At 69.3% G+C, this 24,573-nt stretch carries 32 protein-coding genes; 19 read left to right on the top strand and 13 right to left on the bottom strand.

From position 1 onward, the window contains the following. Positions 1-36 precede the first annotated feature (36 nt). Positions 37-216: a hypothetical protein gene (locus AB0J46_RS18700; RefSeq protein ID WP_364333040.1), complete on the top strand. Its 180-nt coding sequence runs from the start codon at positions 37-39 to the stop codon at positions 214-216. A gap of 58 nt (positions 217-274) precedes the next feature. On the opposite strand, the gene AB0J46_RS18695 is transcribed toward AB0J46_RS18700, so the two are convergent. Further along, on the bottom strand, positions 275-517 hold the full coding sequence (locus AB0J46_RS18695; RefSeq protein WP_364333037.1) for a hypothetical protein: 243 nt from the start codon (positions 515-517) through the stop codon (positions 275-277). Between the two features lie 266 nt (positions 518-783). Between AB0J46_RS18695 and rpsF the strand changes: the two genes are divergently transcribed. The 7 genes from rpsF (at position 784) to AB0J46_RS18660 (ending at position 5,206) form a co-directional block, all read left to right on the top strand. Beyond that, on the top strand, positions 784-1,074 hold the full coding sequence (rpsF, locus tag AB0J46_RS18690) for a 30S ribosomal protein S6 (RefSeq protein WP_026214314.1): 291 nt from the start codon (positions 784-786) through the stop codon (positions 1,072-1,074). 148 nt (positions 1,075-1,222) lie between these two features. After that, the gene (locus AB0J46_RS18685; protein ID WP_364333034.1) at positions 1,223-1,786 is read left to right on the top strand and encodes a single-stranded DNA-binding protein; all 564 of its coding nucleotides are present in this window, start codon (positions 1,223-1,225) and stop codon (positions 1,784-1,786) included. Positions 1,787-1,849: 63 nt separating this feature from the next. Continuing rightward, positions 1,850-2,086: a 30S ribosomal protein S18 gene (gene rpsR, locus AB0J46_RS18680; protein ID WP_020543048.1), complete on the top strand. Its 237-nt coding sequence runs from the start codon at positions 1,850-1,852 to the stop codon at positions 2,084-2,086. A gap of 14 nt (positions 2,087-2,100) precedes the next feature. Beyond that, positions 2,101-2,547 carry a 50S ribosomal protein L9 gene (gene rplI, locus AB0J46_RS18675; protein WP_352322940.1) on the top strand — a complete coding sequence of 149 codons (447 nt, stop codon included), beginning with the start codon at positions 2,101-2,103 and terminating at the stop codon, positions 2,545-2,547. Between the two features lie 183 nt (positions 2,548-2,730). Next, a complete protein-coding gene (locus AB0J46_RS18670) occupies positions 2,731-3,609 on the top strand; it encodes an ABC transporter substrate-binding protein (protein WP_364333031.1) in 879 nt (292 codons plus the stop codon). 17 nt (positions 3,610-3,626) lie between these two features. Then, the gene (locus AB0J46_RS18665; RefSeq protein WP_364333028.1) at positions 3,627-4,466 is read left to right on the top strand and encodes an amino acid ABC transporter permease; all 840 of its coding nucleotides are present in this window, start codon (positions 3,627-3,629) and stop codon (positions 4,464-4,466) included. After that, complete coding sequence (locus AB0J46_RS18660; protein ID WP_364333025.1) at positions 4,463-5,206, top strand: amino acid ABC transporter ATP-binding protein; 744 nt, start codon at positions 4,463-4,465, stop codon at positions 5,204-5,206. Before AB0J46_RS18665 ends, AB0J46_RS18660 begins: the two co-directional genes overlap by 4 nt. Here AB0J46_RS18660 and AB0J46_RS18655 read toward each other — a convergent pair. Both AB0J46_RS18655 and AB0J46_RS18650 read right to left on the bottom strand, forming a co-directional pair. Further along, positions 5,203-6,672, bottom strand: coding sequence for an amino acid permease (locus AB0J46_RS18655; protein WP_364333022.1), 1,470 nt, complete (start codon positions 6,670-6,672; stop codon positions 5,203-5,205). The two genes, AB0J46_RS18660 and AB0J46_RS18655, sit on opposite strands and share 4 nt — an antisense overlap. A gap of 122 nt (positions 6,673-6,794) precedes the next feature. Then, positions 6,795-8,096, bottom strand: a complete 1,302-nt coding sequence (locus tag AB0J46_RS18650) for an MATE family efflux transporter (RefSeq protein WP_364333019.1) — start codon at positions 8,094-8,096, stop codon at positions 6,795-6,797. Positions 8,097-8,380: 284 nt separating this feature from the next. Here AB0J46_RS18650 and dnaB point away from each other — a divergent pair, with 284 nt between their 5' ends. Then, positions 8,381-9,736, top strand: a complete 1,356-nt coding sequence (dnaB, locus tag AB0J46_RS18645; RefSeq protein WP_357973961.1) for a replicative DNA helicase — start codon at positions 8,381-8,383, stop codon at positions 9,734-9,736. Between the two features lie 103 nt (positions 9,737-9,839). Then, a complete protein-coding gene (locus AB0J46_RS18640) occupies positions 9,840-10,295 on the top strand; it encodes a universal stress protein (protein WP_364333016.1) in 456 nt (151 codons plus the stop codon). Here the strand turns inward: AB0J46_RS18640 and soxR are convergent. Together soxR and AB0J46_RS18630 are read right to left on the bottom strand one after the other, a co-directional pair. Then, the gene (gene soxR / locus AB0J46_RS18635) at positions 10,261-10,767 is read right to left on the bottom strand and encodes a redox-sensitive transcriptional activator SoxR (protein WP_352362238.1); all 507 of its coding nucleotides are present in this window, start codon (positions 10,765-10,767) and stop codon (positions 10,261-10,263) included. The two genes, AB0J46_RS18640 and soxR, sit on opposite strands and share 35 nt — an antisense overlap. 9 nt (positions 10,768-10,776) lie before the next feature. Continuing rightward, the gene (locus AB0J46_RS18630; RefSeq protein ID WP_352362236.1) at positions 10,777-11,208 is read right to left on the bottom strand and encodes an Lrp/AsnC family transcriptional regulator; all 432 of its coding nucleotides are present in this window, start codon (positions 11,206-11,208) and stop codon (positions 10,777-10,779) included. Positions 11,209-11,264: 56 nt separating this feature from the next. On the opposite strand from AB0J46_RS18630, the gene AB0J46_RS18625 reads away from it, so the two are divergent. Continuing rightward, positions 11,265-12,176, top strand: a complete 912-nt coding sequence (locus AB0J46_RS18625; RefSeq protein ID WP_364333011.1) for an SMP-30/gluconolactonase/LRE family protein — start codon at positions 11,265-11,267, stop codon at positions 12,174-12,176. Positions 12,177-12,181: 5 nt separating this feature from the next. Here the strand turns inward: AB0J46_RS18625 and AB0J46_RS18620 are convergent, their stop codons facing one another. Together AB0J46_RS18620 and AB0J46_RS18615 are read right to left on the bottom strand one after the other, a co-directional pair. Beyond that, positions 12,182-12,913, bottom strand: coding sequence for an ABC transporter permease (locus tag AB0J46_RS18620; RefSeq protein ID WP_352318465.1), 732 nt, complete (start codon positions 12,911-12,913; stop codon positions 12,182-12,184). Beyond that, the gene (locus tag AB0J46_RS18615; protein ID WP_364333008.1) at positions 12,910-13,815 is read right to left on the bottom strand and encodes an ABC transporter ATP-binding protein; all 906 of its coding nucleotides are present in this window, start codon (positions 13,813-13,815) and stop codon (positions 12,910-12,912) included. Before AB0J46_RS18615 ends, AB0J46_RS18620 begins: the two co-directional genes overlap by 4 nt. Before the next feature lie 109 nt (positions 13,816-13,924). Between AB0J46_RS18615 and AB0J46_RS18610 the strand changes: the two genes are divergently transcribed. The 3 genes from AB0J46_RS18610 (at position 13,925) to dnaN (ending at position 17,218) form a co-directional block, all read left to right on the top strand. Further along, complete coding sequence (locus AB0J46_RS18610; RefSeq protein WP_364333005.1) at positions 13,925-15,343, top strand: histidine kinase; 1,419 nt, start codon at positions 13,925-13,927, stop codon at positions 15,341-15,343. Then, positions 15,343-15,996: a response regulator transcription factor gene (locus tag AB0J46_RS18605; protein ID WP_352362228.1), complete on the top strand. Its 654-nt coding sequence runs from the start codon at positions 15,343-15,345 to the stop codon at positions 15,994-15,996. The genes AB0J46_RS18610 and AB0J46_RS18605 overlap by 1 nt, the downstream gene beginning before the upstream one ends. A gap of 124 nt (positions 15,997-16,120) precedes the next feature. Beyond that, positions 16,121-17,218: a DNA polymerase III subunit beta gene (gene dnaN, locus AB0J46_RS18600; RefSeq protein WP_364333002.1), complete on the top strand. Its 1,098-nt coding sequence runs from the start codon at positions 16,121-16,123 to the stop codon at positions 17,216-17,218. A gap of 7 nt (positions 17,219-17,225) precedes the next feature. Here dnaN and AB0J46_RS18595 read toward each other — a convergent pair whose 3' ends face one another. Beyond that, the gene (locus tag AB0J46_RS18595; protein WP_364332999.1) at positions 17,226-17,681 is read right to left on the bottom strand and encodes a helix-turn-helix domain-containing protein; all 456 of its coding nucleotides are present in this window, start codon (positions 17,679-17,681) and stop codon (positions 17,226-17,228) included. A 62-nt stretch (positions 17,682-17,743) separates the two neighbouring features. On the opposite strand from AB0J46_RS18595, the gene AB0J46_RS18590 reads away from it, so the two are divergent. Together AB0J46_RS18590 and AB0J46_RS18585 are read left to right on the top strand one after the other, a co-directional pair. After that, positions 17,744-18,031: an antibiotic biosynthesis monooxygenase gene (locus tag AB0J46_RS18590; protein ID WP_364332996.1), complete on the top strand. Its 288-nt coding sequence runs from the start codon at positions 17,744-17,746 to the stop codon at positions 18,029-18,031. Next, positions 18,028-18,870 carry an SDR family oxidoreductase gene (locus AB0J46_RS18585; protein ID WP_364332993.1) on the top strand — a complete coding sequence of 281 codons (843 nt, stop codon included), beginning with the start codon at positions 18,028-18,030 and terminating at the stop codon, positions 18,868-18,870. Before AB0J46_RS18590 ends, AB0J46_RS18585 begins: the two co-directional genes overlap by 4 nt. Before the next feature lie 7 nt (positions 18,871-18,877). On the opposite strand, the gene AB0J46_RS18580 is transcribed toward AB0J46_RS18585, so the two are convergent. The 5 genes from AB0J46_RS18580 to upp form a co-directional block, all read right to left on the bottom strand. Further along, complete coding sequence (locus AB0J46_RS18580) at positions 18,878-19,552, bottom strand: FadR/GntR family transcriptional regulator (RefSeq protein ID WP_352318450.1); 675 nt, start codon at positions 19,550-19,552, stop codon at positions 18,878-18,880. Positions 19,553-19,652: 100 nt separating this feature from the next. After that, positions 19,653-20,996: a helix-turn-helix transcriptional regulator gene (locus AB0J46_RS18575; protein ID WP_364332990.1), complete on the bottom strand. Its 1,344-nt coding sequence runs from the start codon at positions 20,994-20,996 to the stop codon at positions 19,653-19,655. A 96-nt stretch (positions 20,997-21,092) separates the two neighbouring features. Then, positions 21,093-21,626, bottom strand: a complete 534-nt coding sequence (locus AB0J46_RS18570) for a PH domain-containing protein (protein WP_352318446.1) — start codon at positions 21,624-21,626, stop codon at positions 21,093-21,095. 252 nt (positions 21,627-21,878) lie between these two features. Continuing rightward, entirely contained in the window at positions 21,879-22,103 is a 225-nt protein-coding gene (locus AB0J46_RS18565; RefSeq protein WP_352318442.1) for a hypothetical protein, read from the bottom strand. Between the two features lie 210 nt (positions 22,104-22,313). Further along, positions 22,314-22,952, bottom strand: coding sequence for a uracil phosphoribosyltransferase (gene upp, locus AB0J46_RS18560; RefSeq protein ID WP_352362215.1), 639 nt, complete (start codon positions 22,950-22,952; stop codon positions 22,314-22,316). A gap of 155 nt (positions 22,953-23,107) precedes the next feature. On the opposite strand from upp, the gene AB0J46_RS18555 reads away from it, so the two are divergent. From AB0J46_RS18555 to tadA, 3 genes are read left to right on the top strand one after another with little or no spacing between them, the layout of a single operon-like run. Further along, positions 23,108-23,617 (top strand): tRNA adenosine deaminase-associated protein, encoded by a 510-nt coding sequence (locus AB0J46_RS18555; protein WP_352362213.1) that lies wholly within the window; start codon positions 23,108-23,110, stop codon positions 23,615-23,617. A 19-nt stretch (positions 23,618-23,636) separates the two neighbouring features. Further along, complete coding sequence (locus AB0J46_RS18550) at positions 23,637-24,113, top strand: tRNA adenosine deaminase-associated protein (protein WP_364332985.1); 477 nt, start codon at positions 23,637-23,639, stop codon at positions 24,111-24,113. Continuing rightward, complete coding sequence (tadA, locus tag AB0J46_RS18545) at positions 24,110-24,565, top strand: tRNA adenosine(34) deaminase TadA (RefSeq protein WP_352362209.1); 456 nt, start codon at positions 24,110-24,112, stop codon at positions 24,563-24,565. Before AB0J46_RS18550 ends, tadA begins: the two co-directional genes overlap by 4 nt. Positions 24,566-24,573: the final 8 nt, after the last annotated feature.

The following is a 24,573-nucleotide window of genomic DNA, read 5'->3' as shown; positions in this document are numbered from 1 at the left end:
GACGCCCGGCACCCCCTACCCCCGAGGAGAGCGCACATGACACGCTGGCGGCTGCGGGCGCTGATCTTATTGGTCTACGTGATCGTCGGAATCTACGTCGCCTGGATCCACGACTACATCACCCCGGGTCTCCTCCGGGACGTCGCCGAGGCTCTGCTCGCGGTGTTCCTCTGGTTCCTGGTGCTGCTCGGCATCGACCTGCACATCGGCAGGTGAGTCGCATACACCCGACGGCCCCGGCGTCACCGGGGCCGTACGCCGGGCGAGAGGCCCGTCAAGGATGCGGCAGGAAGCCGCCGTGGGCGATGCCGAGCACGGCTCCCACGAACGAGGCAACCAGGCCGACGATGTTGACCGAGCGCTGCGGCGTGGTCACCGAGATGTACTGCGAGTAGAGCCCCGTCCCGAAACCGAGCGTGCCGATCCAGGACGAGATCACGTGGGCGGCGGGGAAGAACGCGGCGACGAACGCCACGAGCCCGCACGCCAGTGTCGCGATCGCCAGGCCGTTCTCCACCGGGTGAGAGCGTCCGTCGGTGTTGAGCGTGAGCCTGAACCGCTCCCTCTCTGAGGGATGAAGCACATGTGGCACAGCCGCCACCCCCTTGGTTTCCTACAGGCCTTCCCACCTACTCGTGGCTGGTAACCTGGGCAGCGCTGCGTTGTGATGGGTGACCCATCGCCCCGGGGCGCCGAAATGGGGCGCCGCGGCCTGACGTCAGCGTCCTCCTGTCACGGCAGAGTGTCGTGACCGCAAAAGTCCAGAGGAGGTTGGAGTCCCGCATGCGTCGTTACGAAGTAATGGTCATTCTGGACCCTTCGCTCGATGAGCGCACTGTCGCGCCGTCCCTCGACCAGTTCCTCACCGTGGTCCGCAACGACGGCGGCACCGTGGAGAAGGTCGACGTCTGGGGCCGTCGCCGTCTCGCCTACGACATCGACAAGAAGTCGGAAGGCATCTACGCCGTCATCGACCTGTCCGCGGAGCCCGCGACGGTCAAGGAGCTCGACCGCCAGATGAACCTCAACGAGGGCATCCTGCGCACCAAGGTCCTGCGCCCGGACGTGCACTAGCCACAGGAAAGCCGCGAAGCGGGCCGTCCCTCCGGGAGGCGGCTCAACGAGCGGGTTTCTTGTTGACGACCACCGGCTTTTTGTCGGAGAGCACCCGTACTCTGAGCCGTAATCCAAGCGAAGGCGTGCAGGAAGGCGAGCGCTAGCCATGGCAGCAGGCGACACCGTAATCACCATCGTCGGCAATCTTGTCGACGACCCGGAGCTGCGCTTCACCCCGACGGGTCAAGCGGTGGCTCGATTCCGCATCGCGTCCACTCCGCGGTTCATGGATCGCCAGACCAACGAGTGGAAGGATGGCGAAAGCCTCTTCCTGACCTGCAACGTGTGGCGGCAGGCGGCGGAGAACGCCGCCGAGAGCCTCCAGCGCGGCATGCGGGTCATCGTGCAGGGGCGGCTCAAGCAACGGTCTTACGAGACCAAGGAAGGCGAGAAGCGCACGGTCTATGAGGTCGAGGTCGACGAGGTCGGCCCGTCCCTGCGCAACGCCACGGCCAAGGTCAACCGCACCACCCGCCAGGGTGGCGGCGGCGGTGGCGGCGGCTTCGGCGGCGGTCCCGCCGACGACCCGTGGGCCTCTGCCTCGCCCGCCCCGCCCCAGGGCGGCGGCTACCAGGGCGGTGGCGGCGGCTTCGGCGGCGGCGGCGGTGGCGGCAACCAGGGCGGCGGCTTCGGCGGCGGCAACGACTTCAGCGACGAACCGCCTTTCTAACACCTGTCCACAAGCCCGAGTCCATTCCCGCCCGAAAGGCGGGGCTCTGAGAGGAGCACCACGATGGCTAAGCCGGCACTGCGCAAGCCCAAGAAGAAGGTTTGCCTGTTCTGCCACGACAAGATCTCATACGTCGACTACAAGGACACGGCGCTGCTGCGGAAGTTCATCTCCGACCGCGGCAAGATCCGTGCGCGCCGGGTGACGGGCAACTGCACCCAGCACCAGCGCGACGTGGCGACCGCGATCAAGAACGCCCGTGAGGTGGCTCTGCTGCCTTACACGAGCACCGCGCGCTAAGGAGGTCTGTCGACATGAAGCTCATCCTCACCAACGAGGTCTCCGGCCTCGGCGCCCCTGGCGACGTCGTCGAGGTCAAGGACGGCTACGGCCGTAACTACCTCATCCCGCGCGGCTACGCCATGCGCTGGACGCGTGGCGCCGAGCGCCAGATCGAGACCATCAAGAAGGCTCGCGACGCTCGCGAGATCCGCGACCTCGGCACCGCCAAGGAGGTCGCCGGCCAGCTCGGCGCCCTGCGCGTGCGGCTGTCCACCCGCGCGGGCGAGTCGGGCCGGCTGTTCGGCTCGATCACCACGGGCGACATCGCCGACGCCGTCAAGGCGGCCGGTGGCCCGATCCTCGACCGCCGTCGCATCGAGATCCGCAACCCGATCAAGAGCGTCGGGTCGCACAAGATCACCGTCAAGCTCCACCCCGAGGTGTCGGCGTCCGTCGACGTCGACGTCGTGGCCGGCTGACGACTGCTGATCAAGCCCCTCTCCGTCAGGAGGGGGGCTTTTTCACGTTCCGGGGGACCGGCCGCCACGGTGGCGCGTTCCCCTGCGGGACTGGCCGGCCTGGTGACCTGCGCACTTCATTCCTATGGGGGCCGCGTAGAATGCCTGCGTTCTTTGTGTGTGTTTCCCCCTGGAGGCTCTGCCATGGCCCGTTCCACGATGCTGCTTGCGATCGGTGTGCTCGCGGTAGGGGCCGTCGCATGTGCCCCGGCCGACCAACCGGCCGCCACGGCGACCGGTTCCGCCCCGACCGGCTCCGCGGCGGCCGACGCCTGCGCCAAGGACCAGCTCAAGCTCGTCAACGGCGGCAAGCTGACCGTCGGCACCGACAAGCCGGCCTACGAGCCGTGGTTCAAGAACGACGACCCGAGCAACGGTCAGGGGTTCGAGAGCGCGGTGGCGTTCGCGGTGGCCGGTGAGCTCGGCTTCGACCGGACCGAGGTGGAGTGGAGCACGGTCAAGTTCGACTCCGCGTTCGCGCCCGGCGCCAAGCAGTTCGACTTCGACGTCAACCAGGTCTCGATCAACCCCGACCGCGCCAAGGCGGTCGACTTCAGCAAGGGCTACTACACGGTCAAGCAGGCCGTCGTGGCGATCAAGGGCAGCAAGTTCGCCGAGGCCAAGAGCGTGGCCGAGCTCAAGGACGCCAAGTTCGGCGTGCAGGTGGGCACCACGTCGCTGGCCGGCGTCAAGGACGTGATCAAGCCGTCCGCCGAGCCCAACGTCTACAACGACCAGGTCGACGCCGTGAACGCGCTGAAGAACAAGCAGGTGGACGCGATCGTCGTCGACGTGCCCACCGCGTTCTACGTGACGGCCGCCCAGGTGGAGAACTCCAAGATCGTCGGCCAGTTCAGCTCGACGGGCGGCACGCCGGAGGAGTTCGGGCTGGTCATGGAGAAGGGCAGCGCGCTCAAGCCCTGCGTCGACAAGGCCGTCGACTCGCTGAAGTCGAAGGGCGAACTGGCCAAGATCGAGCAGGAGTGGCTGGGCTCGGCGGCGGGCGCGCCCGAACTGTCGTGAGCCCTACCAGTCAGTCCGTGAGCGAGCACGTCCCCTCGCAACGTCAGCTTGAGCGCGAGCGCGTCCGCAGGTCGCGGGCGCGCCGCTCGGCCTCGATCGCGACGGCCTCGACGATCGTGTTCATCGTCCTGGTCGTCGTCCTGGTCACGAACTCGCCCGGCTGGCCCCGGGTCCAGGAGGCGTTCTTCGCGCCCGAATGGTTCGTCGCCGCGCTGCCCAAGGTGCTGGAAGGGTTCCTGCTCAACATCAAGATGTTCCTGATCGCCGAGCCGCTGATCCTGATCGTCGGGCTGCTGGTGGCGCTGGCCAGGGGCATCACCGCGCCCGCGTTCTTCCCGATCAGGGCCCTGGCCACGCTCTACACCGACGTCTTCCGCGGCGTGCCGACGATCCTGGTCATCTACCTCGTCGGGTTCGGGCTGCCCGCGCTGCGGTTGCAGGGCATCCCGACCGACCTGGCGACGCTGGGCGTGATCGCGCTGACGCTGTCGTACGGCGCGTACGTGGCCGAGGTGTTCCGCTCCGGCATCGAGTCGGTGCACCCGAGCCAGATCGCCGCCGCCCGCTCGCTGGGCCTGAGCCACTTCAAGGCCATGCGGTTCGTGGTACTTCCGCAGGCCACCCGCCGCGTCGTGCCGCCGCTGCTCAACGACTTCGTCTCGCTGCAGAAGGACACCGCGCTGGTGGCCACCATCGGGCCGCTGGAGGCGCTCAGGCAGGCTCAGATCATCGCCACCAGCAAGTTCAACTACACCCCCTACCTGGTCGCCTCGCTGGTGTTCATCCTGCTCACGATCCCGATGGCCAGGTTCACCGACCATCTGGCCGCCCGTACGCGCAGGAGGCGTGGCGCATGAGCCTGCTGACCATCGAAGGGGTGTGGAAGAACTTCCACGGCCACAGCGTGCTGCGCGGGATCGACCTCGAGGTGCAGCCGCACGAGGTCGTCAGCCTGATCGGCGCGTCCGGGTCGGGCAAGTCCACCCTCCTGCGCTGCGTGAACCTGCTGGAGACCGTCGACGACGGCGCCATCCACCTCGACGGCCAGGAGATCACCGACCCCCGCGTGGACGTCGACGACGTGCGCAAGCGGCTCGGCATCGTCTTCCAGGCGTTCAACCTGTTCCCGCACATGAGCGTGCTCGACAACATCACGCTCGCGCCCCGGCGGGTGCTCAGGACGTCCAAGGAACAGGCCGAGGAGCAGGCGCACGAGCTGCTGGCCAGGTTCGGGCTGGCGGCCAAGGCCGGCGCGTACCCCGACCAGCTCTCGGGCGGGCAGCAGCAGCGGGTGGCGGTCATCCGGGCGCTGGCCATGCAGCCCAGGCTGATGCTGCTCGACGAGGTCACCTCGGCGCTCGACCCCCAGCTGGTGGTGGAGGTGCTGGGGATCGTCAGGGAGCTCAAGGAGTCGGGCATGACGATGATCCTCACGACCCACGAGATGAGCTTCTGCCGCGACATCTCCGACACCGTGTGCTTTCTCGACGGCGGGGTGCTGGTGGAGAAGGGCCCGCCGGAGAAGATCTTCGCCGCGCCGGAGCAGCCGCGGACCAGGGAGTTCCTGCGCAGCGTGCTCGAATCCGGACGCCTCTAGCGGCGGTGGCGGCCCCGGCCGGGTTCGGCCGGGGCATCCCGCGGGGTGGCGAGCAGGCTGTTGCGGCGGCCGTACAGAAGGTAGACCAGCAGGCCGAAGGCCATCCACAGGACGAACCACGCCCAGGTGAGCAGGCGCAGGTTGAGCATCAGCCACAGCGTGGCGACCAGCGACAGCGCGGGCAGCAGCGGCGAGAGCGGCACGCGGAAGCCGCGTTCCAGGTGCGGCATGCGCCGCCGCATCACGATCACGCCCGCCGCCACGAACAGGAACGCGAACAGCGTCCCGATGACGACCAGTTCCTGCATGGTGAGCACCGGGACGAACTCGGCCAGCACGATCGCGATGAACCCGATCACCAGCGTCACCCGCGACGGGGTGTGGTACTTGCGGCTGACCGTGGCCAGGCCGCGCGGGATCAGCCCGTCGCGGGCCATCGAGAACAGCACCCGCGTCTGACCCACGATCAGCACCAGGATCACGGTGGTCAGCCCGAGCACCGCCCCCGCGTCGATGACGTGCACCATCCAGTCCACGCCCACGGCCCGGAACGCGCTGGACAGCGGCGCGTCGCCGCTGATCTTCGTGTACGACACCATGCCCACCATGACCAGCGCGACCGCCAGATAGATGACCGTGGCGATCACCAGGCTGCGGATCATGCCCTTGGGCACGGACTTCGGCGCGTTGACGCTCTCCTCGGCCGAGGTCGCGACGATGTCGAAGCCGATGTAGGCGAACGCGATCGCCGAGGCCGCGGCGAAGACGCCGAACCAGCCGAAGGCCATGCCGTGCCCGGCGAAGAGCTCGATGACGGTCTGCGGGCGGACGGGCAGGGCCTTGGGCTGGACGTAGAAGTCGCCGTAGTTGGCCACGTCGATGTGGGTCAGGCCCACGACGATGACCGCCCCGATGGCCAGCAGCTTGGCCGACACCATGATCCACAGTGCCCGGAGCCCCACCCGCGCGCCGAGGGCCACGATGCCCGTGAGCAGCACCAGGATGGCCAGGACGAGCACGTCGCCCACGCCCTGCGGCACCCGTACGCCGAAGTCGGCGACCGCCTTGACCGCGATGGACGCCCACGCCCTGGCCACCACCGCGGCGGCGAACTGCAGCTCCAGGATCAGCGCCCAGCCGATGATCCAGGCCCAGACCTCGCCGAAGATGACGTACGTGAAGGTGTAGGCGCTGCCCGACGTCGGCATCGTGGACGACAGTTCGGCGTAGCACAGGCAGGCGAGCAGGCACGCGATACCGGCGATCATGAACGAGAGGATCACGCCGGGACCGGCCATGGTGTGGGCCTGCTCGCCGGCGATGCTGAAGATGCCGGCGCCGATGATCACACCGAGACCGAGAACGACGAGGTCGGCCGGGCGGTAGACCTCGGACAGGCTGTGCCGGGCGCCGGTGCGTAACCCGGTCGCCTCTGACGGTGGCAGTCGTCGAAGAATCGTGGACACGGAACACCCCGCTCAGGGAACTCGCCCACTCTGTCTCACCACTTGGACAACGGCAAGCACAGGACGATTACGGTGACCCGGCGTCCGGGCGTCCGAAGCGGTGACGCGGCTGGTCGGATCGGCTACGCGCCGGTCACCAGCCAGGCCGTGCCGGCCGCGCGCCGCCCGAGGGTGATCAATCGGGCGATCATCCACACCCCGAGCGCGCACCAGAGCGCGACCACGCCGAACCCGGCGGCCAGGAACGCCGCCGGCAGGTACGCCAGCGTCGTCCACACCCCGGCCCAGGCCAGGTAGCGCTGGTCGCCCGCGCCGATGAGCACGCCGTCGAGCACGAACACCACCCCGCAGATCGGCTGGAACAGCGCGACCGGCCACAACACGGCCAGCAGCTCGCCGGTCACGGCCGGGTCGGCGCCGAACAGGCCGGGCAGCAGCGGCCTGGCCGCCACGACCACCACGCCCAGCGCCAGGCCCGACCACAGGCCCCACTGCATCATCCGCCTGGTCGCGGCCCTGGTGGCGACCGTGTCACCGGCGCCCAGCGAGCGTCCGGTGATGGCCTGGCCGGCGATCGCGATCGCGTCCAGGGCGAAGGCCATCAGGTTCCACACCTGGCCGGCGATGGCGTACGCGGCCAGTTCGGCCTGGCCCATCCTGGTGGCGACCACCGTGCCCACGATGAGCACGATCCGCAGGCACACCGTACGGATGAGCAGGGCGAAACCGGCCGTACCGGCCTGCCGGACGCCCGCCAGGTCAGGCATGAGCGGCGTGCCGAGCCGTCGCGCGCCCCGGACCACCACGACCAGGTAGACGGCCGCGCCCAGCGTCTGGGCCAGCGTGGTGCCCCAGGCGGACCCGGCGATGCCCCAATGCAGCCCGAGCACGAACCAGGCGTTCAGCGCCGCGTTCAGCGCGAACGAGCCCACGGCCACCACCAGCGGCGTGACGGTGTCCTGCAGGCCGCGCAGTACCCCGGTGCCGGCCAGCACGACCAGCATGCCGGGCGCGCCGAGCAGGCTGATCCGCAGGTACGTCACGGCCAGCGCGGCCTGGTCGGGACCGGCGCCGAACAGGTCCACCATGGCCGGCGCGAGCGGCCACCCCAGGGCGATGAGCGCGACGCCGATGGCCAGGGCCAGCCAGATGCCGTCCACGCCGTTGCGCATGGCCCGGCCGTGGTTGCCGGCGCCGCTCTGCCGCGCCACGGACGCCGTCGTGCCGTACGCCAGGAAGACGCAGAGGTTCACCAGCGTCGCCAGGACCGCCCCCGCCACGCCCAGCGCCCCCACGGCCGTGGTGCCGAGGCCGTGGCCGACGATGGCGTAGTCGGCGAGCAGGAAGAGCGGCTCGGCGACCAGCGCGCCGAACGCGGGCAGCGCGAGCCGCAGAATCTCCCGGTCCCGGAGTGTAATGGGCATTTGTCTATTATGGCCATTACACGGCGTGTCGGGCCAACTTTCTTTCCTCCACAGTCGGTGGACACTGTTTGCCCAGGTCAGACGATGATCGGTGCATATCCGAAAGAGTTATCCCCAGGCTCGTCCACAGAGCTTTCACACCCTGGGCGCGATAGTGCACAGCTCACCCACAGCGTTGTCCACAGGCCGCGTTGCCCTCACGCGCCGAACCAGCGAAACTGTCACACCGGTCGGCTACAAGTGGGGGTGGTGCGACCGCCTGCGAGGTTGTTCGAGGGGGCGCGGTGAGCATTGACGAAGAGGGCGGCGGAGGCCCCGGTTTCGAGCGCACCCCGCCGCACAACATCGAGGCCGAGCAGTCGGTGCTCGGCGGCATGCTGCTGTCGAAGGACGCCATCGCCGACGTCGTCGAGATCCTCCGGTCCGACGACTTCTACCGGCCCGCCCACCAGATGGTCTACGACGTCATCACCGACCTCTACGGCCGCGGCGAGCCCGCCGACGCCGTCACCGTCTTCGACGAGCTGCAGAAACGCGGCGAGATGGCCCGGGTGGGCGGCGCCGCCTACCTCCACACGCTCACGGCGGTCGTCCCCACGGCAGCCAACGCCGGCTACTACGCCAAGATCGTGCGCGAGCAGGCGATCCTGCGTCGCCTCATCGAGGCTGGCACCCGCATCGTCTCCTTCGGCTACGGCGGCCAGAACGAGGAGGTCGACGACCTCGTCGACCGCGCCCAGGCGGAGATCTACAAGGTCACCGAGCGCCGCACGTCGGAGGACTACGCGCCGCTGGCCGACATCATGCCGGGCGCCCTCGACGAACTGGAGGCCATCGGCAGCCGCGGCGGCCAGATGGTCGGCGTCCCGACCGGCTTCCAGGACCTCGACCAGCTCACCAACGGCCTCCACCCAGGCCAGATGATCGTCGTGGCCGCCCGCCCGGCCATCGGCAAAAGCACCCTTGGTCTAGATTTCGCACGTTCTGCGGCGATTAAGCATGGAATGACCACCGTCATCTTCTCGCTGGAGATGTCCCGTAACGAGATCACCATGCGTCTGCTGTCCGCCGAGGCCAGGGTCGCCCTGCACGCGATGCGCTCGGGCATGATGGGCGACGACGACTGGACGCGCCTGGCGCGCAGGATGAGCGAGGTGGCCGAGGCGCCGCTGTTCATCGACGACTCGCCCAACATGTCGATGATGGAGATCCGGGCCAAGTGCCGGCGCCTCAAGCAGCGCAACGACCTGCGGTTCGTGGTCATCGACTACCTCCAGCTCATGAGCTCGCCGAAGAAGACCGAGAGCCGTCAGAACGAGGTCTCGGAGATCTCCCGTGCGATCAAGCTGCTGGCCAAGGAGCTGGAGGTCCCGGTCATCGCGATCTCCCAGCTCAACCGAGGTCCCGAGCAGCGTACGGACAAGCGCCCGGCGGTCAGCGACCTTCGCGAATCGGGATCCATCGAACAGGACGCCGACATGGTCATCCTGTTGCATCGCGAGGACGCCTACGAGCGGGAGTCCCCCCGGGCCGGTGAGGCCGACCTGATCGTGGCCAAGCACCGTAACGGCCCCACCGCCACGGTGACCGTGGCCTTCCAGGGTCACTACAGCCGTTTCGTGGACATGGCCCAGCACTAATGTGAAAGCCCGGTCAAGGTGTGACAAACCAGACAGCGCGGAAGGGATGGCGATCGATCATCGGGGCGCTTTACCCGATGACTGAAGAAAAGGGGAGAACGCCATGACCATCCTGATCGCCTACGACGGCTCGGCCGACTCGCGCAGCGCCATCGAGTTCGCCGCCAAGCATCTGGCCGCCCAGCCGACCGTCGTCGTCACCGTGTGGGAGCCGCTGCTCGTGCAGCTCAGGAAGTACCCGCTGGCGGCGGGGGCGATCTCTCCCGAGACCGAGACCGAGGGGCAGGCCCAGGCCGAGTACTACGCCAAGGAAGGCGCCGAGCTGGCCACCGCCGCCGGGCTGCCCGAGGTGAGCTACCGCGCGGTCGCCGACAACGAGTCGATCTGGAAGACGATCGTCGACGTGGCCGACGAGCTGGACGCCTCGCTCATCGTGACCGGTTCGCGTGGCCTGGCGGGGGTCAGGTCGGTGCTGCTCGGCAGCGTGTCCAACCATGTGCTGCACCACGCCCACCGGCCGACGCTCATCGTTCCGCCGGTTGCGCAGCCGAAGGCGTGACGCAGCAGACCTTGGGCGGGGACAGCCGGGTGTCCATGCGACGGGCGCCCGGTCCCTCCTCGCCGAGCCGGTCGCGGGGGTTGGCCACCGGGCACCGGTCGAGTGACAGGCAGCCGCAGCCGATGCAGTCGGTCAGGTCGTCGCGCAGCCGCTGAAGTTGTTCGATGCGGTCGTCGAGCTCGCCGCGCCAGGCGGCCGACAGCCTGGCCCAGTCCTCCCGGTTGGGGGTGCGCCCGTCGGGCAGCTCGGAGAGCGCGTCCTTGATGGTCGCGAGGGGGATGCCGAGGCGTTGGGAGAGGCGGATGAAGGCGACTCTGCGCAGCGTGTCGCGGTGGTAGCGACGCTGGTTGCCGGCCGTGCGGCGGCTGGCGATGAGCCCCTTGGTCTCGTAGAAGTGCAGCGCGGAGACGGCCACGCCACTGCGCTCGGCGAGTTGTCCGACCGTCAGTTCTCTGCTGTTCCAGGCGACCATACCTGAAGCTTACTTGAGGGTTCGTTCGAAGAACGTCTCCAGCACGACGACGGTCTGGGTGCCGGTCACGCCGTCCACCTCGAAGATCTGGCGCAGGACGTCCTGGAGCTCCTTGGTGCTGGACGTGCGCACCTTGAGCAGCAGCGACGCGGGCCCGGCGATGACGTGGGCCTCCTCGACGGCGGGGATCCGCGCCAGCAGGCCGGCGCTGTCGCCCATCCAGCTCGCGCCGTCCACCAGCACGTAGGCGGTCACCGTGCGGCCGAGGGCGTCCTGGTCCACCTCGATCGTGGTGCGCCTGATCACGCCGCGCTCGCGCAGCTTGCGTACGCGTTCGTGCGCGGCCCCGCTGGACAGCCCCACCGCCTTGCCGAGCGCGGCGTACGACTGCGTCGCGTCCTCCAGCAGCAGGCCGATCAGTGTCCTGTCGATCTCATCCATGACCGAATGGTATCCGGTGAAATGTGCTGATGGTCGAATGCCGTATGGTGGCCGCCATGGACACGATCCCCACCGAGTTCGAGGTTCTGGACGAGCGTTTCGCCGCGATCGGCGGCGACGACCGGATCGAACGCCTCCACACCGGCACCCGCTGGGCCGAGGGCCCTGTCTACTTCCCGGCCGGCCGCTTCCTGGTCTGGAGCGACATCCCCAACGAGCGCATGCTGCGCTGGGACGAGATGACCGGCGCCGTCGGCCCGTTCCGGCAGCCGTCCGGCTACACCAACGGCAACACCCTCGACCGCGAGGGCCGGTTGATCTCGTGCGAGCAGGGCAACCGCCGCGTCACCCGCACCGAGCCCGACGGCTCGATCACCGTCATCGCCGACCGCTGGCAGGGCAAGCGCCTCAACAGCCCCAACGACGCGGTCGTGCGCTCCGACGGCTCGGTCTGGTTCACCGACCCCCCGTACGGCATCACCAGCAACTACGAGGGCGTCGTGGCCGAGCAGGAGATCGACGGCTGCCACGTCTACCGCGCCGACCCGGTGACCGGCGAGGTGCGCGTGGTGGCCGACGACTTCGTCCGCCCCAACGGCCTGGCCTTCTCCCTCGACGAGAAGCTCCTGTACGTCGCCGACACCAGGGCCAGGCACCTGCGCGTCTTCGAGGTGCGCGAGGACGGCACGCTGTCGGGCGGCCGGGTCTTCGCCGAGGGCACCCAGGCCGACAACTTCGACGGCATGCGCCTCGACGACACCGGCCGCGTCTGGGCCGCGGCGGGCAAGGCGCTGCTCTGCCACGACCCCGACGGCACCCTGATCGGCCGGCTCAGGCTTCCGGAGTTCACGGCGAACCTGGTGTTCGGCGGGCTGAAGAGGAATCGGCTGTTCATCGCCTCCTCGTCGTCGCTCTACTCCCTGATGACCAACGTCACCGGCGCCCGCCCGGTCTGGGCCCGCCGCTGACGTCCCTACTCCCACCGGAACAGCCGCACGGCCAGGCCCCCGAACACCGCCAGCCCCGCGGCCATCACCACCAGGTGCAGGAGCTGGGGGCTCTGTCCCGCCCAGGTGTCCTTGAGCGCCTGGGCGAACGGCCCGGCCACGGAGAAGTCGCTGACCTTGCGCAGGGCGTCCGGCATCATCTCGCGCGGCAGCCACATGCCGCCGACGAACATGAGCGGGAACATCACCGCCGACCCGATCCCCGAGGCCGCCTTCCCGTTGGGCGCCAGCGCCGCGATCACCAGGCCGATGGCCATCAGCGCGGCGGTGCCGAGCAGGAAGACCAGCACGAACCCGAGCCACTGCCTGGGCGCCGACGTCCCGAACGCCGCCATCCCGGCCACGATCAGCACGACCGTGGACACGGCCCCGACGGTCAGGTTGATCAGGAGCTGGACGGTCAGCAGCCGTCCTGGATGCACCGGCGTGGTGGACATGCGCCTGAGCACGCCCTGCTCCCGGTAACCGGCCAGCACGGTGGGCAGCACGCTGCAGGCCAGCGTCAGCAGCGCGAGCAGGGTCATCATGGCCGGCATGTGCGCGTCCACCGACCGCAGCCCGGAGGCGTCGGGCTTGGTCATGTCCGGCACGCTGAGCCCCAGCACCAGCAGCAGGCCGACCGGCAACCCGATGGTGAAGATCATGAACGGCCAGTCGCGCAGGTGCAGCTTGGCCTCCACGAGCAGGATCTTCGTCATGACAGCTTCCTTCCGGTGAGCGCGAGGAACGCGTCGTCCAGGGTCGCCTGCTCGATGCGCAGGTCGGCGGGGATGATCTGGTGCTGCGCCAGGGCCAGCGTGACCACGTGGGCGAGGTTGCCGGTGCCGGACACCGAGACCTGCCCGCCGTGCCGGACGACCTCGCGCACCTCGGGCAGCGCCAGCAGCACGGCGTCGTCCAGCGGGCCGGAGGGGCGGAACCGTACGTGCTGCTCGGCCTCCACCTGGGCGATCAGCCCCGCGGGCGTGTCGGTGGCCACCACCTTGCCCGCGTCGATGAGCGCGAGCCGGTCGCAGAGCCGCTCGGCCTCCTCCATGAAGTGGGTGACCAGCACGATCGTCACGCCCGAGTCACGCACCTGCTCGATCAGCTCCCAGGTGTCCCTGCGGGCCTGCGGGTCGAGGCCGGTGGTCAGCTCGTCGAGCACCGCCACCCGCGGCCGGCCCACCAGCGCCAGCGCGACCGACAGCCGCTGCCGCTGGCCGCCGGAGAGGCTCTTGAAGGCGGCGTCCCGCTTGTGCGCCAGACCGACGTGGTCGAGCAGTTCCCGCCAGTCGGCCGGGTCGGGGTAGAAGGAGGCGTACAGGTCCAGGGCCTCCCACACCTTGATCTTCTCCGGCAGCGCGGCGCTCTGCAGCTGCATGCCGAGCACCTGGCGCAGCTCGTCCCGGTCGCGCCGCGGGTCCAGGCCCGCCACGCGTACGGTGCCGCCGTCCGCCGGGCGCATGCCCGCCACGCACTCCACGGTCGTGGTCTTGCCGGCGCCGTTGGGGCCGAGGATGCCGAAGATCTCGCCCTCGGCCACCTCGAAAGACACGTCGTCCACCGCGAGGTGGTTCGGATACTGCTTGCGCAGGTTCCGCACTTCGATCACCTTCATGGCATCGACGCTAGGAGCTGCGGGTTTTCCGGGGAATCTGGGTAGATGCCGAGCAAGGGTGTATCTAGGTGCAATGTCCCCGGCGGCGATGGTGGCGCAGACTGGGGGCATGCTTCAACGGTTCGGGCAGGTCGCGGTCTTGTTCGCGCTGCTGCTGGTCGAGGTGGCGCTGATCCCCTTGGCCGGCGCCATGATCATGCTGTCGTTCGCGCTGGGGATGGTCTTCTTCTTCCCGTGGCAGGCCAGGCTGGTCAGGCGGGCGGCCGAGCAGCACCGGCGCCTGCTGCGCGCGTGGACCGGCGTCGAGATCGAGGCGCCCTACCTGCCCGAGCCGCCGCCACCGGTCCCCATGGCCGACGGCCTCTACCGCGTCGACCGCACGCTGTACAAGTCGCCGCGCATGCCGGCCTGGAACGACCGGTTCAAGTGGCTGCTCACCGACCCGGCGACCTGGCGCGACACGCTCTGGCTGACGCTCGACCCGATCGTCAAGATCGGCCTGCTGCCGCTGTTCGTCCTGCTCCCGGCGCGCGGCCTGCGTCTGTACGCCCACACCGTCCGCCTGCTGCTCGGCGCCACCTCCGCCAGCCGCCTGGCCGTCCAGATCACCCATCTGCGGCAGGTGCGCAACCTCGCCGCCGACTCCCAGGCCGCCGAGATGCGCAGGATCGAACGCGACCTGCACGACGGCACCCAGGCCCGCCTGGTGGCCATCGGCATGACGCTGGGCGCGGTCGAGCAGCTCATCGACGACAACCCGGCCGCCGCCAAGGCCCTGCTGGCCAAGACCAGGGACGCCTCCGCCGAAACCCTGACCGAGCTGCGTACCGTCATCCGCGGCATCCACCCGCCGGTGCTGGCCGAACGCGGCCTCGCCGACGCCGTACGCGCCCTGGCCATGGACAGCCCGCTGCGCGTCAAGGTGGACGTCGAGCTGCCCCACCGCCTGGAACCCCCGGTGGAGGCGGCCGCCTACTTCGCGATCAGCGAACTGCTCGCCAACGCCGCCCGGCACAGCGGCGCCGAGTCGGTGGCCATCGACATCAGCGTCAGCGGCGCGGCCCTGCGCGTCACCGTCAGCGACGACGGCATGGGCGGCGCCGACCCGGCCAAGGGCAGCGGCCTGACCGGCATCGAACGCCGCCTGGCCGCCTTCGACGGCGTGCTGGCCCTGCACAGCCCGCCCGGCGGTCCCACCACCGTCACCCTGGACATCCCGCACGTCCTGCCCGAGCAGGCCGACCAGGCGAAGCTGCCGCCCAGGAAGGCCGCCACGATCGCCGTCCTGTACGGCACGGCCTGGTGCCCGATCTTCCCCCAGGGTCTCGTCACGGCCGTCTTCAAGGCGTTCCACATCGACGAGCGGAGCTGGTTCCTGGCCCTCTACCTGCCAGAGCCCCTGCAGTGGCCGGTGATCGTGGCCAACATCGCCCTCGGCACGCTCATGTACATTGCGGCCATGCGCATCCGGCTCGTCCACAACAGAAGCCTCGTACTCGGCCGCGTCGGCGGTCTGGGCTCCTGCTGATGAAGCGGGTGCTCGTCGCCGAAGACCTCTACCTGCTCAGAGACGGCCTGGTCCATCTGCTTCAGGCGCACGGCTTCACGGTCGTCGCCGCCGTCGAGAGCGGGCCGGAGCTGCTGAAGGGCCTGCTGGAGCTGCGTCCCGACGTCTCGGTCGTCGACGTACGGCTGCCGCCCACGTTCACCGACGAGGGCCTGCAGGCAGCGCTGGCCGCCCGCGCGCAGATTCCGGGGCTGCCCGTCCTCGTGCTGTCGCAGCACGTCGAGCAGCTCTACGCCCGCGAGCTGCTGGCCGACGGCTCGGGCGGCATCGGCTACCTGCTGAAGGACCGGGTGTTCAACGCGGAGCAGTTCGTCGACGCCGTGCGCAGGGTGGCCGAGGGCGGCACCGCGATGGACCCCGAGGTGATCGCCAAGCTGCTGGCCAGCAACGCCAGGAACGAGCCGCTGGCCGCGCTCACGCCCCGCGAGCGCGAGGTACTGGAGGCCATGGCGGAGGGCCGCTCCAACGCCGCGATCTCCCAGCGGCTCTTCCTCAGCGAGAGCGCCGTCGCCAAGCACACGGCCGGCATCTTCGCCAAGCTCGGCCTGGCCCCCTCCGACGACGACAACCGCCGCGTCCTCGCCGTGCTCGCCTACCTGAACAGCCGCGCCTGACGCCCTTCCGGTCCCACCAGGCCCATCGTGCACAGGGCGCCCAGCCGTGCCCGGACAGAGCCGTAGTTGTCGGTGGGAGCGGCTATTTTCATAGAGGCACGGCGCGACGAAAGGGTGGATCCTCGTGAAGATCCGGGTTAACCGCGATGTACTGGCAGATGCGGTGGCATGGGCCGCCAGAGTCCTGCCCAGCCGCCCGGTGGTGCCCGTACTCTCCGGGTTGCTGCTGGAGGCGGGCGACGAGCTGAGCCTGTCCGCCTTCGACTACGACGTCTCCGCCCGCGCCCTGGTCGACGCCGACATCGTCGAGTCCGGGAGCGTGCTCATCCCCGGCCGCCTGCTCGCCGAGATCAGCCGCAGCCTGCCGGCCGAAGACGTCGAGATCGTCACCGAAGGCGCCGAGGCCGTGCTCACCTGCGGAAGCGCCGAGTTCGGGCTGATCACGATGCCGGTCGAGGACTTCCCGGCCCTGCCGACGATGCCCCCGAGCATCGGCGCGATCGGCGGCGGCGTGTTCGCCTCCGCGGTGAACCAGGTCGCGCCCGCCGCCAGCCGCGACGACACGCTGCCGATGCTCACCGGCATCCGGGTCGACATCGAGGGCGAGTCCGTGGCGATGGCCTCCACCGACCGCTACCGCATCGCCGCCCGCGACTTCACCTGGCGTCCGGCCGCACCCGACGTCGCCGTCTCGGCCATGGTGCCGGCGAAGGTGCTGGTCGAGGTGGCCAAGTCGCTGCGCGGCGGCGAGGTGTCGGTCGCGATGGGCGACGGCGTGGCCGGGTTCGAGAGCGTCGGCCGCAGCACCACCGTGCGCCTGCTCGACGAGCAGTTCATCGACTACCGGGCCAGGCTGACCTCCGACTGGTCGATCAGGGCCGACGTCGCGGTCACTCCGTTCGTCAACGCGATCAAGCGGGTGGCCCTGGTCGCCGAGCGCAACACCGCGATCCGGCTGTCGTTCACACAGGGCCAGGTGCTGATCCAGGCGGGCGGCGGCGACATCGGGCGCGGCACCGAGGTGGTGCCGTGCGAGCTGCGCGGCGACGACATCCAGATCGCCTTCCAGTCCCAGTTCCTGCTCGACGGCCTGACCGGCATCGAGGGCGAGCTGGCCAGGATCAACATGGAGTCGCCGACCAGGCCCGCCCTCATCCAGGACGTGCCGGGCGACGCCCAGCCCGCCTTCCGCTACCTCGTCATGTCGTTGCGCCTGACCTGAGCGGCCGTCACTCCGCCGCGAGCGTCTGCCGCTCGGCGACCAGCTTGAAGACCCTCTTGAACTCCGCGTACGCCTGCTCGCCCACGGCCCGTGCGTGCGCGGCCTCCATCTCGGCGATGATCGCGTCCGACTTCGTCATGTGGTCCAGCGCCTTGTCCGTCGGCACGATCAGCTTGGCCCGCCGGTCGGCCGGGTCGGGCTGCCGCTCCACGTAGCCGAGCGCGACCAGCTCGTCCACCAGCGTGCCGATCACCTGCTTGTGCTGCCCCGACTGCGCGGCCAAGTCGGTCGCCCTGCTGCCCTCCTCGTCCAGGTAGGCCAGCACGGCGCCGTGCCGCGGCCGCAGCCCCGGATGGCCCTGCTCGGCCAGCTTGGCGAACAGGTCGCGCTGCAGGGCGAAGAGCGTGCGCCCCGCCAGGACCCCGAGATCTGGTTCGTCCTGCTTGCGATGACTCCTGCGCACGTGCGGCCCTCCAATTAGTCACTGATTTTGACTGTCACTGATTCTTACTATATCGTCATGCCGTGACCACGACGGTGGAACTCACCAGATTCAGAGTGTCCCCGGAACGCGCCGGCCAGTTGCTGGCGGCCCGTCCGGGCATGCTCGCCGACTTCGCGGCCGACCGCGCCGGATTCCTCGGCGCCCGGCTGGTCCGCCTGTCCGGCGACGAGTGGCTGGACATCGTCGACTGGCGCTCGGGCGACGACTTCGCCGCCTCCCGCGCCAAGGGCGCGAACCTGCCCGGCATCCAGAAGTTCTTCGACCTGATCGACGAGTTGATCTCTGCAGAAGAGGGGACATTGCGATGACCATCCTGATCACCGGTGCCACCGGCACCGTCTCCGGGGCCGTGCTGAAGTCGCTGGGCGACCTGAGCGACGTGCGCGTCCTGGTGCGCGACGCGGCCAAGGCCCCCGAGGGCGTCGAAGTGGCCGTCGGCGACCTCGACCTGCCTGACACGCTCGATGCCGCCTTCGAGGGCGTCGACACCCTGTGGCTGCTGACCGCCATGGGCCCCCAGGCGCCCCATGCGAGCATGAACGCCCTCTGGGCGGCCCGGAAGGCGGGGGTGCGTCACGTCGTGCGCCTGTCGGCCATCGGAGCCGCGCACGACGCCCCCACGCGCAACGGCCGCCTGCACGCGCTCTCCGACGTCGAGCTGGCCGCCTCGGGCCTCGACTGGACCGTCATCCGCCCGGCCTTCTTCATGCAGAACCTGCTCGGCTCGGTCGCCGGCGACACCCTCTACGGCGGCACGGGCGAGGGCCGGATCGGGCTGATCGACGTCCGCGACATCGGCGACTTCGCCGCCGCGGTGCTGCGCGACCCGGCGCCGCACAAGGGCCGCACCTACACGCTCACGGGCCCGGCCAGCATCTCGATGGGGGAGGCGGCCACCGCCCTGACCGAGGTCTACGGCACGCCGATCGCCTACCAGCCCGTCGCCCCCGACGACGCCTACCGCTCGATGCTCGACGCCGGCCTGCGCGAATGGGACGCGGCCGTCACCAGGGAATACCTCACGGCGTACACCGCGAACTGGGGCGACCTCACGACGACGGCCTTCACCGACGTGACCGGCCGCCCGGGCCGCAGCTTCACCGAGTTCGCCAAGGACCATGCGGCCGAGCTGCGCCCCGCCGCATGAGGGCCGGTCAGGAGTCGGTGAGGGCGATGAGGATGTGCTCCATGCACGCGTGCCCGGCCCGCTCGGCCGCGGTGGCGTCGCCGGCGGCGATGGCGCGGGCGATGGCGTCGTGCGGGATGTAGCTCTTGTTGAACGACGTGCCCGCGGCCGTGATGCTGGCCCGCAGAGCCGCCGAGAAGTCCTCGTAGAGGTCGATGAGCACGAGATTGTGGGTGGCGTGCGCGACCGCCATGTGGAAGGCGAGGTCGGCCTCGACGAAGAAGTCGGGGTCGTCCAGCTCCCAGGCGCGGTCGCGTTCGGCCAGCGCGGCCTCGATGCGGCGGATGTCCTCGTCGGTGCGGCGGGTCGCGGCCAGCCGGGCGGACTCGACCTCCAGCGCGCGTCGCACCTCAAGGATCTCCAGCTGCTCGGCCTGGCGCAGCCGGCGCAGCATCGCCCCGGACAGCTCGCTGGTCGCCCGGACGTAAGTGCCGTCCCCCTGACGGCACTCGAGCAGCCCGGCGTGCGTCAACGCGCGCACGGCCTCGCGAACGGTGTTGCGTCCCACTCCGAGCTGCTCCGCGAGCACGGTCTCGGTGGGGATCTTGCCGTTCATCTGCCACGACCCTGAGGTGATCTGCTCCTTGAGCTGATCGATCACCTGGTCGACGAGCGAAGCCCGCTGCGCCGTACGCAGACTCACAGTCCGCCTCCTCCGGGGAAACCAATCATCCTATGAGTCAATGACTGGTCGACCCTAATTATTCCAGACTCAAAAGTCCAAATCTGGAGCTCCCGGAGGTTCAGTGCGCGACCGTGGCCTCGACCGTCACCCCTGCCAACGCGGAGCGAACTCCGGCAGCTTCAAGGGCTTTACGATATGCGGCGCTCTGCTGTGCTCTTACGCCGACCCTCCCGTAAAGGTCACCCAGCTCGCGCCAGCAGCGGGCGGCCTGCCTGTCGGACCCGAACACCGGACGGTCGAGCGAGTCGAGCAGCTCGTGCGCGGTGCGGAGCTGAGCCGTGGCACTGCCGTCGAGGTCGAGCGCGACGGTGGCGAGCACGAGGTTCGCCTCGGCCGGCGTGGTGCCCGAACCGTCGTGGGCCAGCCCCAGCGCCGTGGTGGCCAGCTCGGCGGCACCCGCCTGGTCGCCCGCCCGCAGCCGCACCCGAGCGTGCGCGACCAGGCTCTCGCCGTGCTCGCGGACGCTGCCGGGGGAGGACGCGAACGCCCGCGACGCGGCGGCGGCCAGCCGCTCGGCCTCGTCGAGCGGCGCGGTGACCAGCCTGGACCAGTGCATGGCCGCCCGCGCGAGCTGCAGCGCGAGCCGGGACTGACGACCGGCCATGATGGCGTCGTCGGCCAGGCGCACGGCCAGCGCGGAGTCCTCACCGGCGGCGGCGGCGGAGCTCGCCTGCCACAGGGCGTGGATCTCCTCGGAACGGTCCATAACTTCAGGAACGCCGCTGTTGTCCAGCACCCGCTTGACGTACTCAAGCTCGGGGGAGTCGCCCTGACGCTCGCTGCGCGCCTCGACCAGAGCGGTGGCCAGGTCGACCGCGATCTCGCCCTGCGAGATGGACAGCCGCTCGGCCTGCTCCAGCGCGGCCGCGGCCAGGTCGCGGGCCCTCAGCCGGTCGCCGGCCCGCTGGTAGCAGCGGCTCAGCGCGATCGTGAGCGGCAGGTCGGCCAGCCGCTCGGGATGCGCGGCGGCTTCCCTGCGCAGCCGTTCGAACGCCTCGACGGCCTGCCCGAGACGCCCCTGGACCTCCAGCGCACGGGCCCGGCCGAAGCGGGCGTGCGCGGTGAGCATGGCGTTCTCCTCGTCGGCCGCCTTCACGATCTCCGTGAAGCGGTCGGCCGCCACCGCGGGGTCGCCGTGCTGAAGCTCCAGCTCGGCATGGCGAAGACCCAGCTCGGTGTCGATGCGCTGCCGCGGCTCGATGCCGTGCAGGAGGAACTCGGTGGTGCATCCCAGCCGCTCGGCGAGGAGGCGGGCCACGACAGGAGTCGGCGTACGCTTGCCCGACTCGATGAGCGAGACATAACTGTCAGACAGGTCGGGTCCGGCCAACTGGGCCTGGGACATCCGCCTGTTCAGCCGCAGTCCACGGACGCGGTCACCGATGGTTCCCTGACTCGGCATCTCATCTCTCAAGGCGGGGAAGGGTCAACAACACGCAATGATTGCATGAAGTAGCCGAATCTGGTATCCCCGCGTGAAGAATTTGCCGCGTCGAGATTAATCGTCGCTGTCGTCCTTGCTGGGGAAAAGCATCTGGCAGACCTCCAGGTAGAGGGTCTCCGGATACGGAATGTACTCGACCGTTGACAGAGCCTGGTCCTGACCAGCGGACTCGAGGATGAACTCGCCGTAACCGAGCATGCGGCCCAGGAGAGATCGCTGGAAGCTCATGTCGGTGACCTTGCCGAGCGGCATCATCGCGACCTTGCGCGTGATCAACCCGGTGGTGAGCAACATCCGCTTGGACGTCACCACAAAGTAATCGACCGACCACTCCGCGACTTTCCACACGAAACGCACGAGCAGCAGCAGCCACAGCCACCACACCACGACGAGCGCCGTGCCGCCGGACTCCCCTCCACCGAAGAACTTGCTGAGGAGCCCGGCGATGACCAGGCCGCCGAAGACCTCGGCGACCGGGCGCAGCAGCACGGCGGGATGACGCCGCACCATGATGACCTGTTGTTCGTTGGGGAGGAGGTAGCGGTTGACCGACGACGGAGCAGAGTCCCCGTGGGTCACCAGTCTCATGCGAGGTTGTTCACAAATTGGGCCAGAGAGTCGGCCGCGTTGAACACCGTGTCGAACGCCCCCTTCACCGCGTCTGCGGCATCAGCTGGTCGTGCGAACAGGTAGTACGCCACAAATGCGATCCCACTGTATGTGAGGACTTTTTTGACCTGCACTGTCGCCTCCGTGCCACTAACCCACTCCACCCGCCGTATACATTACCCACCCGGTAGCCGGGGTAAAGGTAACTTGGCGGGTTAGTTTTGATCTTGCTTAGCCACGTTCGCTGGCGACCAGCGCCAGGACGTGAAGGTGCTTCCGGGCGATGCGCTCCACAAGGCTCGGATGCGCATAGCCGGTGACCTCCAGCGCGCCGTAGTGCGCTGCTTCCACACAGCGGGTTACGGTGGTGGAGGAATGCACGCCGGCGAACTCGTCGCGCAGCGCGGCCTCGACCTCCGCGTACGGGGTCGGGTCGGCCTCGGTGTGCTCGCTCATGCGCCCTCCTGTGCTGGTCGCATGAGACGGGGCACTGCTGTTGCCGGTCGGTCGCTCGTTCACGAGGACTCCTCGGCACCGGGCATGTCGCTCATCGTGCTTCCCCCACGCGCATGCGGAAGTTCCCTTCCTGTCTCTTCGTACCCACCCAACCACAGTATGTAACGAAGTGACGACCCAGCGTAAGGAGAAGGGGAGCCGATGGAAGGGTCAGACCACGCCGTAGAGGCGGTCGCCGGCGTCGCCGAGGCCGGGGACGATGTAGCCGTTCTCGTTGAGCCGCTCGTCGAGGGCGGCGGTGACCACGCGGATGGGCTTGCCGGAGCCGGCGAACACCTTGTCCATGTACGCCAGGCCCTCGGGGGCGGCCAGCAGGCAGATGGCCGTGACGTCGACCGCGCCGCGGTCGAACAGGAACTGCACGGCCGCGGCGAGCGTGCCGCCGGTGGCCAGCATCGGGTCGACGACGAAGCACTGACGCCCGGACAGGTCGTCGGGCAGGCGGGTGGCGTACGTCTCGGCCTGGAGGGTGGACTCGTTGCGGATCATGCCGAGGAAGCCGACCTCGGCGGTGGGCAGCAGCCGGGTCATGCCGTCGAGCATGCCGAGCCCGGCGCGCAGGATGGGCACGACCAGCGGCTGGGGCTTGGCCAGGCGCACGCCGTGGGCGGGGGAGACCGGGGTCTGGACGGTGACGTCGGTGACCCGGACGTCGCGCGTCGCCTCGTACGCCAGCAGCGTCACCAACTCGTCCGCGAGCCTGCGGAAGGTCGGGGAGTCGGTGCGGACATCGCGCAGCGTGGTGAGCTTGTGGGCCACGAGCGGATGGTCGACGACGAGGGTTTCCATAGCGCCCAACGGTATCCGGTGGACGGAGTGGTGGCATCCCGGGCCTTTGGTTTTGATCACAATTTGGTCGGAGAAGCACACGCCGCGTGGCCTGTTCTGGAACGATTGGGGTCTGGTGCGAACCTGTCGTGTCAGAGGCTCGGGTGGGGATGGCGATGACAGACGAAGATGCGCTCGACTTCGCCATAGTGATTTACCGCGAGGACGAGCGGTGGCACGCTGAGCTGCTGCCCGTCACGCTCACGTCCGATCTCCAGGGCCTGATCCAGGCCCTCAGGCAGCAGCCGAGCGAGAGCGGCACCATCGGCCTGATCGCCGTCGGCGACGAGTTCTTCGTGGCGCTGCGCGTGCTCGGCGAGCGTGTCGACGTCTTCCTGTCCGACATCGCCGCCTCCTGGGACTTCCCGCTCGCCCGCCAGGTGCTGCACTACCTCGACGTGCCGGTCCCCGACGAGGAGGAGCTCGACGAGATTCTCCAGGACGAGGAGACCGTGCTGCCGGCGGGAGATCTGTCGATCTTCGCCGATCTCGGATTGGACGAGATGGAGCTGGGCATCCTCTCCGGCGACATCGATCTCCTCCCCGAAGATGTGCTGTCCAGCATCGCCGCGCGACTCGGCTTCTCCGAGCCGTTCGAGCGTGCCATCGAATCGGTCTTCGGCTGAACCCCCCTGGAGTGCGGGCATGGCGTCCAACACCTTCTCTGCGGCTTTTGTCAGGACTTCCGACGGCTGGACCGGCGCAGAGGTCGATCTGCGCCACGCGGAGATCGTCGACGACTTCGGTGACGCCGTCATCGAGGCCCTGGGCCTGACGGGCGACGAGCTGGCCCTGCTCTGCGTCGAGGTCGAGGACGAATGGTTCGCCATCGCCCGCTACCGCGGCGAGGACGAGCCCCGGGTGTTCCTGTCGGACGTGCACGCGATCACCTCCAACAGCATGGGCGAGCTGTTCGCCGAGTTCGCCGGCGTGGCCCCCGACAAGGAGGGCAACGGGCTCGGCGTGCGTCCCGCCGGCGACTTCGAGCTGCTCGGCGACCTCGGCGTGAGCTCGGAGGAGCTGCTGGAGCTGAGCATGGAGGAGGGTCTGCTGCCCGCCGACGTCCTCTCGGTGATCGCCGAACGGCTGTCGTTCGCCGACGAGCTCGACCGGTTGCGTTGACCCACGAGGAAGCGATGCGCCTGGCCCTGGCCGAGGCCGTCGCGGCCGGCGGCAGGGGCGAGATCCCCGTCGGCGCCGTCGTGCTCGGCCCGCTGGGCGAGGTGCTGGCCGCGGCCGGCAACGACCGCGAGTCCGCCGCGGATCCCACCGCGCACGCCGAGGTGCTGGCGCTCAGGCGGGCCGCCGCGCTGCGCGGGGAGTGGCGGCTGAGCGGCTGCACGCTGGTGGTCACGCTGGAGCCGTGCACGATGTGCGCGGGCGCGTCCGTGCTCGCCCGGGTCGACCGGATCGTGTACGGCGCCGTCGACGCGAAGGCCGGCGCCGTGGGCTCGCTCTGGGACGTCGTACGCGACCGCAGGCTCAACCATCGGCCCGAGGTCGTCATGGGCGTCCTGGCCGAAGAATGCTCTGCCGTCCTCAAGACGTTCTTCGCTACTCGGAGAATCCGGTAAGCTCGTCC

This window comes from Nonomuraea sp. NPDC049758, from assembly GCF_040674635.1.
In the GTDB taxonomy this organism is placed as follows: Bacteria; Actinomycetota; Actinomycetes; order Streptosporangiales; family Streptosporangiaceae; genus Nonomuraea.
The sequence above is the reverse complement of the archived record's forward strand: the minus strand, read 5'-3'. Positions and strand labels throughout refer to the sequence as shown.

Excerpts from the sequence above, each read along its gene's own strand:
- AB0J46_RS18700 (WP_364333040.1), top strand. The coding sequence starts at position 37 with ATGACACGCTGGCGGCTGCGGGCGCTGATCTTATTGGTCTACGTGATC.
- rpsF (WP_026214314.1), top strand. The coding sequence starts at position 784 with ATGCGTCGTTACGAAGTAATGGTCATTCTGGACCCTTCGCTCGATGAG.
- AB0J46_RS18685 (WP_364333034.1), top strand. The coding sequence starts at position 1,223 with ATGGCAGCAGGCGACACCGTAATCACCATCGTCGGCAATCTTGTCGAC.
- rpsR (WP_020543048.1), top strand. The coding sequence starts at position 1,850 with ATGGCTAAGCCGGCACTGCGCAAGCCCAAGAAGAAGGTTTGCCTGTTC.
- rplI (WP_352322940.1), top strand. The coding sequence starts at position 2,101 with ATGAAGCTCATCCTCACCAACGAGGTCTCCGGCCTCGGCGCCCCTGGC.
- AB0J46_RS18670 (WP_364333031.1), top strand. The coding sequence starts at position 2,731 with ATGGCCCGTTCCACGATGCTGCTTGCGATCGGTGTGCTCGCGGTAGGG.
- AB0J46_RS18660 (WP_364333025.1), top strand. The coding sequence starts at position 4,463 with ATGAGCCTGCTGACCATCGAAGGGGTGTGGAAGAACTTCCACGGCCAC.
- AB0J46_RS18650 (WP_364333019.1), bottom strand. The coding sequence starts at position 8,096 with ATGCCCATTACACTCCGGGACCGGGAGATTCTGCGGCTCGCGCTGCCC.
- AB0J46_RS18640 (WP_364333016.1), top strand. The coding sequence starts at position 9,840 with ATGACCATCCTGATCGCCTACGACGGCTCGGCCGACTCGCGCAGCGCC.
- soxR (WP_352362238.1), bottom strand. The coding sequence starts at position 10,767 with ATGGTCGCCTGGAACAGCAGAGAACTGACGGTCGGACAACTCGCCGAG.
- AB0J46_RS18630 (WP_352362236.1), bottom strand. The coding sequence starts at position 11,208 with ATGGATGAGATCGACAGGACACTGATCGGCCTGCTGCTGGAGGACGCG.
- AB0J46_RS18625 (WP_364333011.1), top strand. The coding sequence starts at position 11,265 with ATGGACACGATCCCCACCGAGTTCGAGGTTCTGGACGAGCGTTTCGCC.
- AB0J46_RS18620 (WP_352318465.1), bottom strand. The coding sequence starts at position 12,913 with ATGACGAAGATCCTGCTCGTGGAGGCCAAGCTGCACCTGCGCGACTGG.
- AB0J46_RS18615 (WP_364333008.1), bottom strand. The coding sequence starts at position 13,815 with ATGAAGGTGATCGAAGTGCGGAACCTGCGCAAGCAGTATCCGAACCAC.
- AB0J46_RS18610 (WP_364333005.1), top strand. The coding sequence starts at position 13,925 with ATGCTTCAACGGTTCGGGCAGGTCGCGGTCTTGTTCGCGCTGCTGCTG.
- AB0J46_RS18605 (WP_352362228.1), top strand. The coding sequence starts at position 15,343 with ATGAAGCGGGTGCTCGTCGCCGAAGACCTCTACCTGCTCAGAGACGGC.
- AB0J46_RS18585 (WP_364332993.1), top strand. The coding sequence starts at position 18,028 with ATGACCATCCTGATCACCGGTGCCACCGGCACCGTCTCCGGGGCCGTG.
- AB0J46_RS18575 (WP_364332990.1), bottom strand. The coding sequence starts at position 20,996 with ATGCCGAGTCAGGGAACCATCGGTGACCGCGTCCGTGGACTGCGGCTG.
- AB0J46_RS18570 (WP_352318446.1), bottom strand. The coding sequence starts at position 21,626 with ATGAGACTGGTGACCCACGGGGACTCTGCTCCGTCGTCGGTCAACCGC.
- AB0J46_RS18565 (WP_352318442.1), bottom strand. The coding sequence starts at position 22,103 with ATGAGCGAGCACACCGAGGCCGACCCGACCCCGTACGCGGAGGTCGAG.
- upp (WP_352362215.1), bottom strand. The coding sequence starts at position 22,952 with ATGGAAACCCTCGTCGTCGACCATCCGCTCGTGGCCCACAAGCTCACC.
- AB0J46_RS18555 (WP_352362213.1), top strand. The coding sequence starts at position 23,108 with ATGACAGACGAAGATGCGCTCGACTTCGCCATAGTGATTTACCGCGAG.
- AB0J46_RS18550 (WP_364332985.1), top strand. The coding sequence starts at position 23,637 with ATGGCGTCCAACACCTTCTCTGCGGCTTTTGTCAGGACTTCCGACGGC.